This is a genomic window from Achromobacter sp. 1011791174 (assembly GCF_059760925.1).
In genome coordinates, this window is sequence record NZ_JCBANH010000022.1 from 5,810 (window position 1) to 25,327 (window position 19,518).

At 69.2% G+C, this 19,518-nt stretch carries 1 protein-coding gene (running past one end of the window); it reads left to right on the forward strand.

Going from position 1 to position 19,518, the window contains the following annotated elements; translation table 11 throughout:
• Positions 1–19,518, forward strand: the 5' portion of a protein-coding gene (locus AC6LJ5_RS10540) for a DUF4347 domain-containing protein (protein WP_498140429.1). The gene runs 12,366 nt beyond the window's last position; only the first 19,518 of its 31,884 coding nucleotides appear in the window; the start codon lies at positions 1–3; its stop codon lies off the right edge, out of view.

The following is a 19,518-nucleotide window of genomic DNA, read 5'->3' on the forward strand; positions in this document are numbered from 1 at the left end:
ATGAGCATCAAGAAACTGGCGCGCAAACTCTGGACCGGCCGTTCCTCCCGCGAGGTGCAGCAATCCCTGTTCCGGCGACGGCCGCTGTTCGAGGCGCTGGAGCGTCGCTACCTGATGTCGGCCGAACTGGTGCCGCCGCCTCCGCCGCCGGCTGGCGAGGAGGCGCCCGTGACCATGCCGGCCCAGCCCGGGCAGGCCGGCCCGCAGGCCAAGAAGACCAGCGCGCCGGGCGCGCATCCCTACCTGGTCGAGCGCGCCGCCTTCCAGAAGCAGGGCGTGCTGGGCGAACAGATTTCGCTGGATCAGTACGCCAAGGCCAACGCCGCGCGCCAGGGCGACGCCAAGGCCTGGCTGCCGGGCCAGGCGGCCGGCCAGCCCGCGCCCCTGACCGCCATCGAGGGCTACACCACGCAGTCCGAGCGCACGCCGGTGCGCCAGATCATCTTCGTGGATCCGTCCATCGACAACGCCGAGCAGATGGTCCAGGGGCTGTACAGCCTGGTCAGCGGCAAGACCGAAGGACTGGGCGGACTGGCCCGGCCGACGGGCGAGGGCCCGCAGCTGCAGGTGCTGCGCAGCCATGACACCGAGATCATCGTGCTGGACGGCCGCTATGACGGCGTCGACCAGATCACCCGCATCCTGGGGCAGCACAAGGACCTGGCGGCCGTGCAGATCATGAGCCACGGCAGCGCCGGCTCGCTCACGCTCGGTTCGGCGACGCTGGGCCAGGGCCAGCTCGATTCCTACAAGGACCAGTTGCGCGCTTGGGGCGACGCGATGGCCGAACAGGGCGACATCCTGCTCTACGGCTGCAACGTGGCCGCCGGCAAGGGCGGCGTGGCCTTCGTGGACAGCCTGTCCGCCATCACGCGCGCCGACGTGGCCGCGGCCACGCATACCGTCGGCAGCGCCGCGCTGGGCGGCGACTGGGTGCTGGACTACCGTCACGGCGCCATCGAGGCCACCACGCTGACCGTGGCGCGTTGGGATGGCGTGATGGCGACCTCCACCGGCGTGCAGACCGGCGGCTCCACGCTGGTCGGCGTGGCGACCAACGACAAGCTGGTGGCCTACGGCAGCGGCAACACCTTCGTGTTCAACAACAGTTCCACCGCCGCGACCACGACCATCGAACTGCGCCAGGGCATGAAGCAGGAGAACGGGGTCTGGGTGCGCAACCAGGACGACGGCAACGACAACAACACGCTGGACTTCTCGGCGATCAAGGGCAACGTCACCGCCATCATCAGCAACAACGACAGCTACCAGATCCGCTACACCACGGTCGACGCCAACAACAACTGGACCGAGCGCACGGTCAACGTGGTGTTCAAGTCGGCCGACGGCAGCCAGAGCCTGAAGATCGGCGACAAGACCTTCAACCTGGTCGGCACCTCGCAGAACGGCAAGACCTTGCTGGACTACAGCGGCTACGCGACCGGCGTGACGGTGGACCTGTCCGGTCCCACGGCCAGCGGCAATGGCGAAGCCGTGCCGCCGCCGCCGCCGACCGGATTCGGCTACGTGCGGGCGATCAGCGCGGTGAAGGGCTCGGCCCAAGGTGGCAACCGCATCACCGTGGTGGGCGACACCACCGTCACCATCAGCAACGCGCAGGACATCATCAAGGGCAGCGGCGGCGGCAACACCTACATCGTCGGCGCCGGCATCAGCGGATTCACCCTGACCCAGCAGGCTGGCCAAAGCGGCAACACACTGGACCTCTCCCAATTCGGCGCCGACATCACCGCCCGCGTGCAGACGCAGGGCGGCGTGAGCGTCTACCTGGGCGCCGGCGTGGCGCGCGACGGCAGCATCAACAGCTTCGCGGGCGCGACCGCGCTCGTCAGCAATCTCGACATTCAGATTTTCGTCGGCGTGGCGGGCAAGACCACGCTGGACTACTCGGCCTACGAAGACAACGTCAGCGTCAACCTGAACTACCAGGACGAGGCCACCGCCCTGTACGACGCCAGCGGCCTGAGCGGCGTGCTGAACATCGCCAACGTGATCGGCGCGGGCGGCAAGTATGGCAACGACATCGTCGGCGGCCTGGGCGACAACATCATCACCGTGGCCAACAGCCGAGGCGTCAACCGCATCAGCGGCGGCGGCGGCAACGACGTCATCTACGGCAACGGCAATCTGAACGGCGGCACCACCGAGTACATTGGCGGCGTCGAGAGCGACGCGACGCTGACGGGCGACAGGACCACGGCGGTGCTGACCAACACGCCGCCGGGCGCGACGGCGTCCACCCGGGTCGATCTGCACGGCGTGGCCGCCGTGACCCTGCAGGACTATCGCACCATCGACAGCGCGGCGGCGCCGGGCAGCGTCTATCACGCCGCCACCCTTGTCACGCTGGACGGCTCCGGCTACTCCGGCGACCTGACCCTGATCGGCAGCGCCGGCGCCAACGTGCTTCGCGGCGGCCTGGGCAACAACACGTTCACCGGCTATCAAGGGAACAACGACCTCTGGGCCCAGGCGGGCGCCCTGAGCAACAAGCTGTCCGAGAACGGCAGCTGGAACTTCGTCCTGACCAACACGGGCCTGCAGGCCACCCATGTGGACGACGGCCTGGGCACCAATGGCGGCGCCGGCGCGGTCCTGAGCAATACGCTGCATGGCGTGTTCACCGACGCCATGCTGAACGGCGGCCTGAACGCCACCCTGATCGACGCCTCGGCCTTCTCGGGCAACACCGTGCTGGTGAGCGGCCTGATGTCCGGCGGCGTGATCAAGGCTGGCAATGGCGCCAATCGCCAGCACCAGATCATCCTGCTGGGTGGCGTCTACGACATCACCGGCGGCACCGGCCTGAACGCCAGCACCGAACTGGTGGCCATGGCCGATGGCCTGACGGGCGCGACGGCGGCCGAACTGAAGGCCGATGCCGACGCCCGCAAGGGCGCGGGCTGGCTGGCCCTGCGCACCAGCAACGCCAGCGCGGGCTGGGACGGCTGGATCCAGCGCGGCGCCACCGACATCACCGGATCGAAGTTCCGCAACATTACGTCCGCCAAGGTGGTGGGCGGGGACTACAGCAACTGGATCGATACCTCCGAGTTCAGGGGGCGGGTCAGCATCGACGGCAGCGCCGGCCGCGCGAACACCTTCATCATCGGCAACGCCTACGTCAGCGACGTCATTGGCTCGGCCGGCGACAACACCATCCGCGTCGCTACGGGCGCCAACAGCCTGACCGTCACCAACGGCCGCCTGACCTTCGCCGCGAGCGGCGGGCAGACGCTGGTCTCGACCTTCACCAACGTCAACGATTTCGCCATCACCGTGCAGGACAATGGCCGCGTCGTCGACACCACCGGTTTCACCGGCGTCACCACCAAGACCTATCTCAGCGACCTGAAGAGCGGCTACCAGGCCAGCAACGGTCCCGCGCTGAGCCTGCTCTTTCCCACCGCCGGCAACGCCCGCGTGGACGTGGGCCTGGAAGGCATACGCACGATCCAGGACCTGATCGACGCGATCAAGGCCAGCGTGATGGTGGACGCCGCCGGCGCGCCGCTGCGCGTCGCCGTGGAAGGCCCCAATGCCGGCAAGCTGCTGGCCGCCTCCGACACCAGCACGCGCTGGGATTATCTGTATGCGCTGGACGCCAGCCTGAATGCCCAGGGACAGCTGGAGATCCGCTACAGCCAGGATGCGCTGAACGCCGGCCTGTCGGGTGCCTATACGCTGCTGCCCGGCATGCAGGCGCAGCTCAACCCCGACGGCACCACATCCAGTTCCACGGTGGTCGTGTCGCAGGCCGCCTGGCAGCTGGGCCTGATCGCGCAAGGCGCGCTGCAGCGCGGTTCCGACGCCAACGGCGTGCTGCGGGGCGACGCGCTGGCCGTCGGCCACCGCACCGAGTTCACGCTGGCCGGCGGCAATGCCCTGGTGCGCTCGGGCGGCGGCGACAACACCTATATCGTCAACTACGGCATGGGCGCCAGCGATACAGGCGAAGGCAACCGCATCCAGACACAGGCCGGAACCGGCACCCATCATCTGGTGGTCAACACAAAGCAGAGCGTGGTGCTGGCGTCCGGCGCCGGCGCGACGGACAGTGTCTATTACCTGAGCGGCGCCACTCAGCTTGGCAAGGTGCTGTTCACCGCCGGCGCCATGAACGACGCCGCGCTGTACGCCCGCAACGAAGCCGGATCGGTGACACTGGACGCCACGGCCTGGAACGCGCCCGTCACGCTGGCCAGCCACGGCGGCTTCAACATCCTGAAGGGCAACACCAGCAACGTCAGCTTCGTGGTGCAGCAGCCGGCCGTCACCGGCGGCGCGCAGGTCGTCCTGTCGCTGGCGCAGGCCGGCGGCAGCAACAACACGGTGCAGATCTTCAAGTACGCCGCCGAGGCGACCGGCTCGGCTCCGGCCGTCTCGACCTCGCTGTCCGAACTGCTGCAGGCCAACGGCGCGCTGGTCGGCGTCAAGATGGACACCAACACCGACAACGTCGGTTACGTGCTGGACCTGGGCGACAAGGGCGTGGTCGACATCGACCCCGGCAAGGCCGCCGCCGGGCGCAACGTGACCGTCAAGGGCGGGACCTACACGGTCGAGCATGACATCACCGTCGACAACCAGCACACGCTGCGCCTGGAAGGCCAGCAGATCACGATCGGCAAGGACACGGGTGCCAACATCCTGCTGACGGCCGGCGCGATCCAGGTGGTGGCGCAGAGCTATCGCCCGTGGCGCAGCACGGTCGCGCAGATCTACACGGTCGAGGCCGCCATCACGGTCAAGAACGCCACGCTCTGGGCGACCAACGCCAACGGCGGCGGCATCAGCCTGGACGCCAAGCTGGACAGCGCCCTGTACAAGCAGCCCGACAACGGTCCGGCGTCGAGCGGCATCTGGGGCAAGATCACCGGCGGCGCGAGCAAGGCGCTGGAGGCGGTGAAGGCCTTCACCGACACGGCCGGCGCCATGGCCGCCTGGGCCGGCATCAAGTACAGCACGTCCATCAATGTCGGCAGCAATGCCAGGCTGGTGTCCAACAGCGACATCTCGGTCAAGGCCAGCAACACCGTCAAGGTGGAGCTGAGCCCGCTGGTGGCCAAGATCGCCGGCATCGCCGTCGGCGTGCTGGAGAGCTATTCCCGCGTGACCATCGACGGCAGGCTGGTGGCGGCCAAGAGCATCACCGTGCGGGCCGACAGCGACCAGTCGCTGACCATCTCGCTGACGCCGGGCCAGATCGGCGCCGTGCCGGCCGTGATCGGCGTGGGCGTGAGCGTGGTGCTGAGCGACGCCTCCGTGCATATCGGCAGCGGCGCCAGGCTGGAGACGGGGCTGCGCGCCACCGTCGATCCCTACACCTACGTCGCGAGCGGCGTGGGCGGCGACGTGACCGTCGCGGCCCAGACCAAGCACAAGGTCGGCATCAGCATCTCTGTCTCGGGCAGCATGGCCGAGAGCGACGACACCAAGGTCGTGCCGCCGGCGTCGGGCAGCACGTCGACCGGCCCCGCCCAGGAGTCTGGCAAGTACGACGCCAAGTACGCCAAGGTTGGCGCGGCGGTGGGCTTCGCCTACAGCCAGGTCAACACCGAAGTCTTCATGGACGGCGTCATCGTCGCGCGCGACGCGGGCAAGGTGCTGGTGCAGGCGCTGACGCTGGATGGCGGCAGCGCGATCTCGGTCAAGACCATCCTGGGCGGCCGCGCCGCCACGGGCGGCGACTATGCCAGCAAGGTGCAGTATGAAGCCAAGTCGGCCGTCATCGGCAAGGTCGCCACGCCCATTTCCGGCGCGGTGACCAAGGGCCTGGGCACCGGCACGCAGTACGTGAAGTCATTCTTCGGCGCGCTGGTCGAGGACAGCAACAGCCGGACCTTCAAGGAGAAGCTGCGCGACGTCAAGGCCAAGAAGGACGCGCAGAAGATCATCGACTACGACAAGGATATCCAGAAGGAGATCGACAAGCCGTCGACCGAGTTCCAGGTCGGCGCCGCGCTGGGCATGGCGATCAACAACTTCAGCACCACGGTGCGTATCGGCGACGGCCAGAACGCCGCGCAGATCACGACCGCGGGCGGCGCCGTGCAGGTCGAGGCGCGCAGCAACTACAACACCAAATTCACGGTGATGAGCGGCGTCGACGACAAGGTTGTCGCCGACAAGCAATCGTTCCTGAAAAAGAAGAACGACGTCACCACCGACCAGGTCAAGCGCAATGTCGGACCGGACGGTTCCGACCTGGGCGCGGCGGCGGCGGTGGTGGTCAGCATCGACGACATCAAGACCACGGCGAGCGTGGCCGCCAACGCCAGCATTTCCACCAAGGGCGGCGCCGTCTCCGTGTCGGCGCAGAGCCTGAACCAGATCGACCCGAACAAGCTCTGGCTGGTCAATCTGTACGCGCCGTTCGACGGCATCGAGGCCAAGTGGAAGGCGGCCGACGGCACCTCGGCCAAGATGGGCGTGGCGACCGGCGCGGCCAAGGCCTTCCTGAACAATCTCCAGGCCACGCTGAGCAGCACGGGCGGCATCTCGTCCAGCTTCAGCAGCTGGGTCAGCGCGACCGCCAAGAGCAAGAAGCTGGCGCTGTCGGGGGCTTTTTCCATCGACGTGCAATCGACCCAGACCCGCACGACCGTGGCGGGCCTCATCGACACGCGCGGCGGCACGGGCGGCGCGGCCGGCAATGTCGACATCAAGGCGCTGAATTCGACCCAGCGCATGAACCTGGTGGGCAACATCATCCTGCCGTCGATGTCGATCGGCGGCGAGAAATCGCTGAAGCAGGCGCCCGACCGCGAAAAGACGCAGGGCCGGCTGGCCTACGGCAAGGATCTGGCCAAGGGTTTTCTCACGCCCAAGGTGGACGGCTTTGACTACGGCAGCCAATCCAAGGACGGCTCGGCCATCGGCGTGTCGGTCTATGTCAATGTGGCGACCCACGACACCCAGGCGGTAGTCGCCGACACGGCCAGGATCTACTCGAAGGACTTGAACGTCGAGGCCGGCAACGAGCTGGTGTCGGTGACGCTGGGCGCATCGGGCGGGCAGGCCAAGACGGTGGCCGTGAACGGCGTGGTGCTGGTCAACGTGACCAGCGCCACCACCGTCGCCCAGGTGGCGCGCGGCGCCACGGTGGCGGCCACGGGCACGGCGTCGATCCAGGCGCGCGACGCGACCTGGGTCGGCACGGTGGCCGGCGCCGCCGCCGGCTCCCAGACCGTGGGCGTGGGCATGAGCGTGGCCATCAATGACGTCAACCGCGATACCCAGGCCCTGATCGGCCAGCGGCGCGACGACGCCACGCCGGTGACGGGCGCCGCCGGTTCGTTCTCGGCGGGCAAGCTGCTCATCGGCAGCGAGAACAAGGGCTTTGTCGGCAATCTGGCCGTCTCCGGCTCGCGGGTATCCAGCCCGGTGGCGGGCGCGGGCGACGGGACCGGCGCGGGCGGCGCGGGCGGCACGGCCGGCGGCGGCACCGATGTGCTGGGCACCAAGGCGCCGGCCAGCCAGGGCGGCGCGACGCCGGGCAAGGACAGCGCGGCGCCGGATCCCGACGAGCTGCTGTCGCTGTCGGACATCCTGAAGGAACTGAGCAACTCGACCTCGACGCTGACGCAGGACAGCGGCTCGGGCTCGGGTTCGGGCGGCGGCGGCAGCCAGCAGCAGTCCAAGGCGGGCGTGGCGATATCCGGCGCGGTCGCCGTGAACATGGTCAACGACTTCGCCCAGGCCTACATCAACGCGGCCGGTCTGACGATCACCATCGGCGGCGACGCCACCATCAGCGCGACCAACGGCACCCATGCGCTGGCGCTGTCCGGCGCGGTGGCGCTGGCGCAGTCCGACAATGCCAAGACCAATGTCGGCATCGCCGGCGCCTACAGCATGAACGGGCTGGGCGGCGAGGCGCGCGCCGAGGTTGCCCTGGTGGGCAGCCTGCTGGTGGCCGGCGACCTGGCCCTGTCGGCCCGCCGCACGGGCGTGGCGGTGACGCTGGCGGCCGGCATGGCCGGCGCCAAGGGCCAGAAGGGCGTGGCCCTGGCCGGCTCGGCCGCGGTGACGACGGCCAACTACGGCAACATCGCCCTGCTGGGCAACGCCACCAAGATCAGCGCGCGCGGCGTGAAGGTCGAGGCGCGCGACGGCAGCGTGCTGGCTACGGTGGCCGGATCCGGCGCGGTGACGGACGGCAAGGCCGGCGTGGGCGCGGCGGTCGCGGTGAACATCAGCAGCACCCGGGTCGAGGCCGGCATCCGCCAGGCCATCGAACTGCTCTATACCGGCAAGCTCGACGTGTCGGCCGAATCCAGCCAGGTGGCGGTGGGCTTCGCCGGCGCGCTGGGCGTGGCGCGCGACGGCGCCGGCGTGGGCGGCTCGGTGACGGTCAACGTGATCGCCAACCGCATCGAGAGCTATATCCTGAACAGCCAGGTCCGCTATGACGGCACGGACAGCAGCGGCCACGACATCAACGTCAGCGCGCTGGACAAGACCACGCTGATCGCCATCACCGGCGCCGCCGGCGTGGGCAAGAAGGCCGGCGTGGGCATCGCCATCAGCTACAACGATATCGGCAACGCGGTGCTGGCCGGCATCCAGGGCTCGGTCGTGAACAACAAGGGCGGCTCGGTCAGCGTGACCGCCGAGGACAACTCGGCCCTGGGCGGCGGCGCCGTGGGCGTCGGCGTGGGCATGGGCGAGGCCATGTTCGCGGGCGCGGGCTCGATCCAGGTCAACCGCGTGCATTCGGCGGTGGCGGCCTATGTGCTGCCGCGCTATGTCAACAACGCGGCCGTGGCCGGCAGCAGCGCCATCACGGCCAACGCGCTGACGGTAAAGGCCACCGAGAACAATACGCTGGTGGCCGTGACCGGCGGCGTGGCGGTGACGCTGGGCGGATCCGTGGCCGTGGGGGCCTCGGTGAGCGTCAACGAATTCAGCTCGCGCACCAGCGCGCTGATCGAGAACAGCGCGATCGATGTGCAGGGCAAGCTGGACCTGTCGGCGCATTCCTCGCCGCTGATGGTGTCGGTGGGCGCGGCGGGCGCGCTGTCCAAGAAGTTCGCGCTGGCCGGCGCGGTCAACGTCAACATGATGCGGGGCGCCACCGAGGCGCGCATCTCGAACAGCACCGTCAAGGCGGGCCAGGCGGCCGGCTTCTCGGGGCAGGCCGTGCGCGTCAATGCCTCGGATGCGTCGGCGCTGTACGCCATCACGGTGGCGGGCGCGGTGGCGACCGAGGGCGCGGCCGTGGGCCTGGCCGTGGCCGTCAACATCATGGGCGGCAATACCGCCTTCGACCGCAACCTGCTGAGCTTCGACAGCAAGCAGCTGGCCGATTCGGGCGCGCAGGTGCAGATCGCCGAGGTGGCCGGCAACGGCTCGCCGGCGACCAATCCCAAGGTGACCGCCGCCATCGTGGCCAGCGACGTGCGCGTCACTCGCGGCGACATCAACGTGTACGCCGGCCTGGTGGATCCGCTGGCGGCGGGCGGCAACGCCCAGTTGAACGGCGGCAGCGTGCTGGCGGTGAACGACGGCGCCATCACGGTGAATCAGGGCGGCAGCTCGCTGACCTTCACCGGCGCGGCCGCCGAGATCATCAACGGCAAGGACACGACCGGCAACGCCGGCATGAGCGCGCCGCAAGGCAGTTCCGGCAAGGAGTTCTCGGGCTGGCAGACCGGCGACGGCATCTACCTGAGCGCCGGCGCCGGCAACATCACGCTGGCCGATGGCAGCAGCCTGCGCGGCGACCGTATCTACTACATCATCCGGCGCGCGGCGCCGGACGGCAAGGCCATCATCCAGCTGGCCGACACCCAGGAGGACGCGCTGCGCGGCAAGGCGCTGGCGTTCGGCGCGGTGAGCAACATCGCCGGCATCCGCTTCGCCCACGTGCGCATGCAGGAGGCCACGCGCGTCAACCTGCAGCCGTACCACGGCGCGGACGCGACGGTGGGCGTGGACAGCGCCAACAACCGGCTGGTGGTCAACGCCCCGTTCGATGGCGTGCAGGAAGGCTCGGCCATCGTCTACAGCGGTTCGCTGGCCAATGGCCAGATCGAGAACGTGCTGGCCAACCGCATCCTGCGCCAGGGCCAGGACGTGCTCAAGGTCGGCGTGACCTACTACGTGGTCAATCTGGACCGGTCCGTCAACGGCCAGGTGTCGTTCCAGCTGCGCGACGGCCAGGGCAATCTGGTGAACTTCAGCGGCGCCACGACGGGCGGCGCGATGCAGCGCTTCAGCGTGGACAATCCCGCCGGCGCCTTGCTCAACGCCAATGGCAGCCTGACGCTGCCCAAGGCGCATGGCCTGGCGACGGGCGACAAGGTGGTGGTCAACCTGGGCGCCCAGGGCGTGCTGACCGGGCTGACCGACAACCACGTCTACGTGGTCGAGGTGATCGACAGCAACACGCTGCGCTTCAAGCAGGTCGACGGCAGCGCCGTGACGCTGGCCCAGCTGGGCTATGTGTCCGAATTCAACGCCGCCACGGGACGCTACCAGTACTACCTGGCCGATGCCGCGGGCAACAAGCTGCTCGACGGCCAGGGCAAGCCCAGCGCCGTCAATCCGGATGCAATGATCGGCATCACGCGGGTCAAGCTCGACCAGCAGACCTCGCAGTCCACCACCACGACCAAGCCCGATGGCACCCAGCAGACCGTCATCAGCCAGGGCCCGGCCCAGGACGCGACGCTGAGCGCCGCCTCGGGCAATGCGCGCAATCCGGCCGAGAACAGCCTGGGCCTGGCCACCGACGGCGGACTGGCCACCGGCGACCTGGTGGTCTATCAAAGCCAGGGCACGGCCATTGCCGGCCTGGTGGACGGCCAGCGCTACTACGTCATCAATGTGTCCGAGAACGGCAGCTACCGCTATCAGCTGGCCACCTCGCTGCAGAACGCCAAGGACGGCATCGCCATCCAGCTGGGCGCGACCAGCGGCTCGGGCGGCGTCACGCTGCGCAAGGTGGTCGACAAGCTCGACAGCGGCGGCGGCATGATTTCGCTGGACATCGGCGCGCTGACGCAGGGCCATGGCCTGACCAACAGCATGCTCAGCATCACCGTGGCCGGCGCGGGCGGCAAGTCCCTGGGCGGCGCGGGCGCCATCGGCGTGAACCTGTCGCGCACCGAAGTGCAGGCGGTCATCGACAACAGCGGCGCGGCCGCCGGCACGCAGCTGCGCGCCGATGCCGGACGCGTCTCGGTCTCGGCCCAGGACAGCAGCCGCATCGTCACGGCCACGGGCGCGCTGGGCATCTCCACCACGCAGGGCGCCTCGGCGGCTATCGGCGCCTCGGTCGGCGTGGCCGACATGCAGAACGGCGTGCGCGCCCTCATCCGCGGCGCGCAGGTGACGGCGCAGGCCGTGCAGGTGAGCGCGGAAGAACGCGCCAGCATCTACAACGTCTCCGTCGGCCTGGCCGGCGGCGCCGGCGTGGCCGTGAGCGGCTCGCTGGCGGTCAACACCATCCAGAACACGGTGTACGCGGGCGTCACGGACGGATCGACAATCACGGCCACCACGGGCGACATCCGCATCACCGCCCGCGACACGGCCAGCATTTCGGCGCTGGCCGGCAACGTGTCCGTGTCCATCGGCGGCCGCGTGGCGGCCGGCATGGCCTTCGCGGTCAACCGGGTGTTCGACACCGTCTACGCGGGCGCGGTGGGATCGGCGCTGTCCGCCGCGGGCGACATCGTGGTCCAGGCGACCTTCGCCCGGCCCGACGACATGCCGCCGGGATTGGACGCCCAGATATCCACCATGGCGGTCAGCGGCGCGGTCGCGGCCGGCGGGTCCGGCGCCAACGTGGGCTTCGGCGGCTCGGCGGTGCTCAACTGGATCGCCAACACCATCACGGCCGAGATCGCCGGCACCGCCAGCGGCCAGGCCGTGACGGCGGGCGGCGACCTGCTGGTCCAGGCGCGCGACGCCTCCACCATCAACAGCCTGGCCGGCGCGGTGGCGCTGGGCCTGGGCAGCCAGGGCGCCAGCGTCGCCGTGGGCGCCAGCCTGTCGTACAACTACGTGGGCGGCGCGCCGCTGGGCATCTCGCGCTCGCATTCCGTGAAGGCGCTGATCCGCGACACCGAAGGCCTGGTGAGCGGCGGACACGTGCAGGTGTCCTCGCGCTTCGAGGGCGCGATCAACAACATCACCGTCGCAGGCAGCGTGGCCGTGGGCACCGTGGCGGTGGCGGTGGGCGGCTCCGTGTCCATCAACCGGGTCAACAGCCGGAACGAGGCAGGCATCCGCAATGCCCGCCAGATCGAATCGCGCGCGACCGGCGGCTCGCTGGCGGGCGTGGCGGTGCAGGCGCGCGACGACGGCTATGTGCTGGCCGTGGCAGGCGGGCTGGGCGTGGCGGTGTCGCCGGGCAGCGGCGCGGGCATCGCGGCCGGGGTCGCGGCGACCGACAACCGGATCGGCAACCAGACGCTGGCCTACATCGACGGCACCAGCGAGACCAATGCGGGCTCCACCACCCTGGTGCGCACGCAGACCGGCATTTCGGTCGATGCGGTCAACAATTCGCGCATCGTCTCCGTCTCCATCGGCGTGGCGGCGGCGGTGGCCGCGGGGCAGGGCTTTGCCGGCGCGGGCGCCGGCGCCGGCAGCGGCAACACCATCGAAGGCTCGGTCGAGGCGCGCCTGACGCGGGTCGACACGCCGTCCGGCGGCACGCTGAATCAAGGCGCGGTGCGCGTCTCGGCCGCGAACACGGGCAGCATCGTGACCGTGGCCGGCGCGCTGGGCGTGGCGGTATCGGCCGGCAGCGCCGGCGTGGGCGCGTCCATCGGCGTGTCGGTGGCGATCAGCAGCATCGCCACCACGGTGCGCGCGCGGGTGGAGGATTCCGTCCTGCGCGTGGCCAATGCCGGCGTCACCGTCAAGGCCAGCGACGAGGCCAGCATCACGGCGATCGCCATCGGCGGCGCGGTCGCGGTGCAGGCCGGCGCGGCCGGCGTGGCCATCGCGGTCGGCACCAGCGTCGCGGTCAACAAGGTATTCAACACGGTCGAGGCCACGGTCTCGGGCGGTCGTATCGAGACGGGCGGCGGCAAGCTGACGCTCAGCGCCACCCAGCAGGCGGATATCCTGTCGGTGGTTCTGGGCGCATCCGTCGCGGTGTCGGCGGGCAGCAGCGCCAACGCCGCCATCGGCGCCCGCGGCGCGCTGGCGCGCAACGTGATTTCGGCCAGCGTGCGCGCCGGCATCAGCGGCGCCATCATCGACACCCGCGCCTCGGGCGGCGCGGCGGGCGCGGTGGACGTGCTGGCCCTGGGCCTGTCGCGCATCAACGCGGTGGTGTTGGGCATGTCGGCCTCGGTCTCGGTCAGCCAGTACGCCGCGGCCTCGGCCTCGATCGGCGTGGCCATGGCCGAGAACGTCATCGGCTACGACGTCAACAGCGCCGGCCAGGTGGTCGCGCTGGGCGCGGGCCGTCCGGTCAATGAGATCGTGGCCTTCATCGACCGCAGCGCCGTCACGGCGGGCGCGGTCAGCGTGGACGCGCGCAACGTCTCGTTCAAGGCCAACGGCGATGTGGACCGCAAGCAGAGCATCGACGCGGTCGTGGTGGCCGGCGCGGTGGCGGTGTCGGTGGCCTATGCGCCGCCCGTCGTCGACGGCGCCAGCCTGGCCGTCTCCGGCGCCGGCGCTGGCGCGCGCGCGGTCAACAAGATCCAGACCGGCATCACGGCGCGCATCAGCGACCAGAACCAGCAGAACCGCTTCGAGGCGGGCAGCGTGACCGTCAGGGCGCTGGACCAGGCCGAGATCAACAGCACCATCGCCGCGGTGGCGATCGCCGTGGCGGTGTCGCTGGGCGCGACCGCCGCCTTGTCGGTGGCCGCCTCGCTGGCGCAGAACGAGATCGGCAACACCACGCTGGCGACCATGGATGGCGTGCGGATCGCCGGCGCGCCGGCGATCACGGTCAAGGCCGACAGCCAGGCCGCCATCACGACCGTGTCGGTCGCGGTGTCGGTGAGCGTGGGCGCGGGCCTGGGCGGCGTCTCGCTCGCGGGCGGCGGCGCCAATGCGCGCAACCTGATCGGCTCGTCCGCGACGGCGCTGGTCAACGGCTCGCGCATCGACGGCAATGCCGGCAATGCCTTGAATATCGATGCCGACATGAGCGGCACCATCAAGGCGACCGTGGTGGTCGCCAGCGTGGGCTTCACGGCGGCCGGCGCCTCGCTGGCCATTGGCTCGGCGCTGGCCGAGAACAGCATCACGGAAACGGCCGGCGCGCGCGCCGGACTGACCGGCAGCAAGCTGTCCAACCTGGGCGCGGTGTCGGTCACGGCCGACAGCGTGCAGCGGCTGGAAGCCAAGGTTGGGGCCGGCGCGGTGGCGGTGGCCATGGGCGGCGTGGCGCTGGCCGGCGCCGGCGCGGCGGCCTTCAACACGAGCAAGGCGGTCACCCGTGCCTATGTGGACGGCCTGACCCAGGTCGACACCGCCGTGCGCGCGGCCGAGAGCCTGACGGTCAAGGCGACCAATACCTCGACGCTGGAGGCGACGGCGGTCGGCGCCAGCGCGGCGGGCACCGGTTCCGGCCTGGCCCTGTCGGTGGGCGCGGCCGTGGCCGGCAACAAGACCCTGGGAGCCGTCGAGGCCTATGTCGACAACAGCGTGTTGTCGGTGAGCGGCACGGGCGCGCAGATGGCGCGCCTGAGCGTCGCTGCGCAGGACGGCAGCACCCTGAAGGCCAAGGCCGTCGGCGCCTCGCTGGCCTTCTCCATGCAGGGTGGTTCGGTGGCGGTGGGCGCCACCGATGTCAAGAATGTGGCGGCGGCCAGCGTGCAGGCGCGCGTCAGCGGCGCCACGATCACGGTGTCCGACGGCGTATCGGTCACGGCCAGGCAAACCGCCACGGTGGACAGCGTCTCCGTGGCGGCCTCGGCGGCGGTCGCGCTGACGGGCGTGGCGGTTTCCGGCGCGGGCGCCGGCAGTTCCCAGGTCGTGGCGAACGAGACGGGCAGCCGCCTCACGGGCTCGACCGTGACGGCCGGCACCGGCGTGTCGGTCACGGCCGAGAATACGTCGACCATCACCGCCGTGACCGGCGCGGTGGCGGCCAGCGTCACCGGCGCCGGCCTGGGCGCCAGCATGGGCGTGTCCATCGCCAGCAATACCTTCGGCGCCTATTCGGGTGACGGCGTGACGCGCACCAACGGCGCGCAGGCCTACATCGCCAACAGCACCGTCACCGTGGCCAAGGGCAATCTCGATGTGCTGGCGACGTCCAGCGAGACCCTGAACAGCGTCAACTTCGCCGGCGCGCTGGCCGTGGTCGGCGCGGGCGTGGCGGTGGCCGGCTCGGGCGTGCAGGTCAGTAACCGCTATGCCAGCAACACCTCGGCCTACATAGACGGCTCGACGATCACCGTCGGCATCGACGGCGAGCGCGGCTCGCTGACGGTGCGGGCCAAGGACGACAGCATCATCGAACGCTCGGCTGCCTATGGCGTGGCGGCGTCGCTGGGCCTGGCGCCCGGCGCCAGCGTGTCGCTGGTGGTGTCGCTGGTCGACACCACGGCGGAAAACACCGTGTCGGCCTACATCGGCACGGCCGGTGGCAAGGAGGTGGGCGCCTATGACAATCTGTCGGTGCTGGCGCTGGAGAAGACGCAGTTCAAGAACCTGGAGGCGGTGACGGCCTCGGTCGCGGCCAGCGCCGGCGTGGCCGGCGCTGGCGCAGGCGTGCGCGTCACCAACAACACGCGCAACAACGTCAGCGCCCGCATCACCGGCAATGGCAAGGTCGGCGCCCTGGGCGCGCTGGCCGTGAAGGCCGACACCAATGTGCTGGCGGAAATCGACCTGACCCAGGTCAGCGTGGCCGTGGGCGTGATCGGCGCGGCGGTGGGCGTGGGCATCGCGGAGAACATCTCCCGCGACACCACCACGGCCTCGGTGTCCGAGGCGCAGGTGTCGGCGCCGAGCGTCAGCGTGGACGCGCTGGTGGCGGTGGACTTCAGCCGTACCCAGACCGCCGGCGTGGCCGCCACGACGGGCCTGGCCGTGAACGTCAACAAGGCGAAGGTGGATATCGGCGCGACCACGCTGGCCGAGGCGCGCAACGGCGCCGTGCTCAACGGCGTGGGCGTGACCACGGCGTCCGGCCGCACGCCCGGCCTGGTCAGCGTCAACGCGCAAGGCACGTACTATGGCAAGGCCTATTCCAAGGCGATCACCGGCGGCGTGATCGGCGTCGGCGTGATGAGCGCCGAAACCGTGCTGCAGGGCTCGCTCAAGGCCGTGGTCGACAACGCCAGCCTGCGCGGCGACGTGATCGGCGTCACGGCCAGGGCGACGACCGACCGCAACGGCGAGGCCGGCCTGCTGGCCGAGGCGCGCTCGCTGGAAGTGGGCGGCCTCACCATTTCGGTGGACAGCGCCAGGCTGAGCACCAGCCTGGACGCGCGCGTGGAAATCTCCAACCGCGCGCAGATCGAGGGCACGCTGCTGAACATCTCGGCCAGCCAGGCGCAGTCGGTGGGTGTCAGCATGGACGCCGGCACCATCGCCCTGGTGGCGGGCCGGCAGGGCAAGATCGAGGCCGACATCGGCGGCTCGTCCTATGTCGGCATCGGCGGCGGGGCGCGGGTCATCGGCAACAAGGTCGACATCCGCGCCAGCAACACGGTGCGCGGCGAATCCGCGCTCAGCGCCTATTCGGTCAAGCTGGTGGGCGCCGACGTCAGCAAGCATGACGTCAAGATCCGTCCGCAGTCCGTCATCGAGGTGAGCGGCGCGCGCGCGGCCGGCGACACCATCGACACGGCCGGCGCGACGGTGGTGCAGGCCAGGGGGAACTACGGCACTCCGGGCATGCTGGACATGGTGGCGACCAACGACATCATCTACACCCAGCGCAACAAGATCACCGGCGTGGCGGGATTCACCGTCACGCTGTCGACCAACCACCTGAGCACCGACGGCGCGCTGGCCCAGGTCAAGATCAACGGCGCTTTCGTGCGCAACACCTTCGGCGACGTGACGCTGGCGGCCAATACGCGCGGCGTGACCACGACGATCAGCGACATGCTGATCATCTCGGTGGCCAGCGCGAGCAAGACCGACAGCAACAACGACCTGACCGTGCGCAACAGCATCCAGATCGACAATTCGTCGATCGAGGGCGACAACATCCTGGCGCTGGCCGGCAACAGCAAGGTCTCGGATCCGCTGTCCACGGGCTATCTGTTGGCCAACGACAACGTCTCGTTCACGATGGTGGGCGTGGCGCAGATCCCGCTGGTCAACAGCGGCGCCAAGGCGCGCCAGATCAACACCATCCTGATCGACGGCGTGGCGACGAATGGCTCGCTGATCAAGGCGCAGCGCAACGTGCGCCTGGAAACCAACCCGTCGATGCTGGACCAGGCCAAGGTGAACGGTTCGGTGCAGGTGATCGGCCTGAACCTGAACCCGACGGTCAAGCTGGCCGCCGGCGTGGTCGACAAGGCATCGAGCAAGGTCGCGACCTCGTCCGCCACGCGCATCATCGCCGGCGTGAATAACGCGGCGAATGTATTCGTGATCCCGGCCGAGCTGCTCAAGGCGCTGGCCCAGGCGGGCGTGCTGGTGCTGCCCACGCAGGCCAACCCGACGGTCTCGTTCGACCCGAATTCGCCCGCCGTCAAGGCCATCCTGGAAAAGCTGCTGGGCGCCAACTCGACCAGCCTGAACGGCGCCGGCGGCACGGTCAACATCGACGTGCGCTATGAGCTGACGGCGTTCCGCGCGCAGGACATCGAGGTCAACGTCACGACCGGCATGATCATCAAGAAGGGCAACGACTATTACTACTACGACAGCCTGGACAGCCGCAACCTGAACCTGGCCACGGAAAACTACGGCAACAGCTACTGGAAGAAGAACCCGCCCTCGCTGACGCAGGACGACAAGGACGGCGCGCTGGACTGGGACTTCGGCAGCTTCGCGGCCGACAAGGTGGGCAGCATCTACTACGTGCTGAAGACGGTGGACCTGGGCCAGCCGGTGCTGCGCTACGCCAGCCAGCAGAACATCATCAGCCAGCAGATCCGCACGCTGACCAAGATGCAGTCCGAGCACGCCTCCGACCCGCAGGCGGTGGCGCGCTACCAGGCCAACATCGCGGCGCTGCAGCAGCAGCTCAAGAGCCTGCAGCTGACGGACAGCAAGGGCCGTTACCTGGATTCGTTCTACACCTTCTACGTCGATATCCCCAACCTGTATGCGTCCGGCGGCTCGGTCTATGTGAGCGCGGCCGATACCAGCGGGGTGAAGACGGGCGGCATCGACGCGCGCGCCAACACACAGATCAACATCGTCAACGATTCGCCGATGCTGATGAACGTGAACGACGCCGTCGTCATGGACGGCACCATCATCCGCCCGGGCTCCGACGGCGAGATGAAGATCTTCAAGTCCGGTCATCTGTACATCAACGACGCGTCGGTCAAGGGCGCGACCGGTTCCGACGTGGCGGAAGTGCGCGTGTTGCAGCTGAAGAACGGCTGGGCCGCCGATCCATTCGGCGGCGCGCTGGACGCCGAGATGATGGCGCTGGTGGGCAACGCGCCGGTGGACCTGAACCTGCTGGGCGCGGTGGTCAATCCGCTGGGCAAGGTCTCGGTGGTCAACACGCTGGGCAGCATCAACGTCACCGGCACGATCTCGGCGCTGAGCCTGGACATCCAGGCCAAGGGCAACTTCAGCCTGCAGAGCGACGGCTGGTTCAATACCGGCGCCGATCCCACGGTGCTGGAGAACAGCTGGAAGTTCATCGTCGACTATTTCAAGAACAATGCCGCCAGCACGGGCGCCAGTGAAACGGCCTCGGACGTGCTGCTGAAGTGGGGCTACCGCAACCTCGGTTCCTTCTCCTCCTACATCGCCAGAGACAAGGCGGCCAGCGATTCGCGCATCTTCGCGCTGGGCGCGGTGAACATATCGGCCCTGACGCTGAACATCGACGGCAAGATCCAGAGCGGGGTCACGGACGCCTATATCCGCATCGATTCGTCCTTCCGGGGCGACAAGAACAAGTCGTTGCAGGACAACAATGGCTACGCGAGCAGCGGCGTGTCGTACAGCGCCGACGGATCCATGAATCGCTTTGGCGCGATCACGGGCCGCTTCGACTACGCCACGCAGACCATCATCCTGGATCCGATCCGGCTGGCGGGCGGCAGCATCACGCTGACGGGCCAGATCATCTCGGTGGGCAACGGCAACCTGATCGTCGCCAACGGTTATGCCTCGGTGCGCATCGACAACCAGACCACCTATGCGCTGGTGACCGGCGACATCGACGTCAGCACCTACCGCAAGGGCCGCATCGAGATCATCGACACCGCGCGCGGCCAGCGCGACCTGTACGAGCTCAACGGCGCGGACCAGGTGGTGCACACGGTCTGGAACAAGTTCGTCCAGGTGACGAACGCCGGCGTGGGGCAGCCGGGCTGGGTCTGGGTCTACGACAACGGCAGCGGCCCGGGCAACACGGCC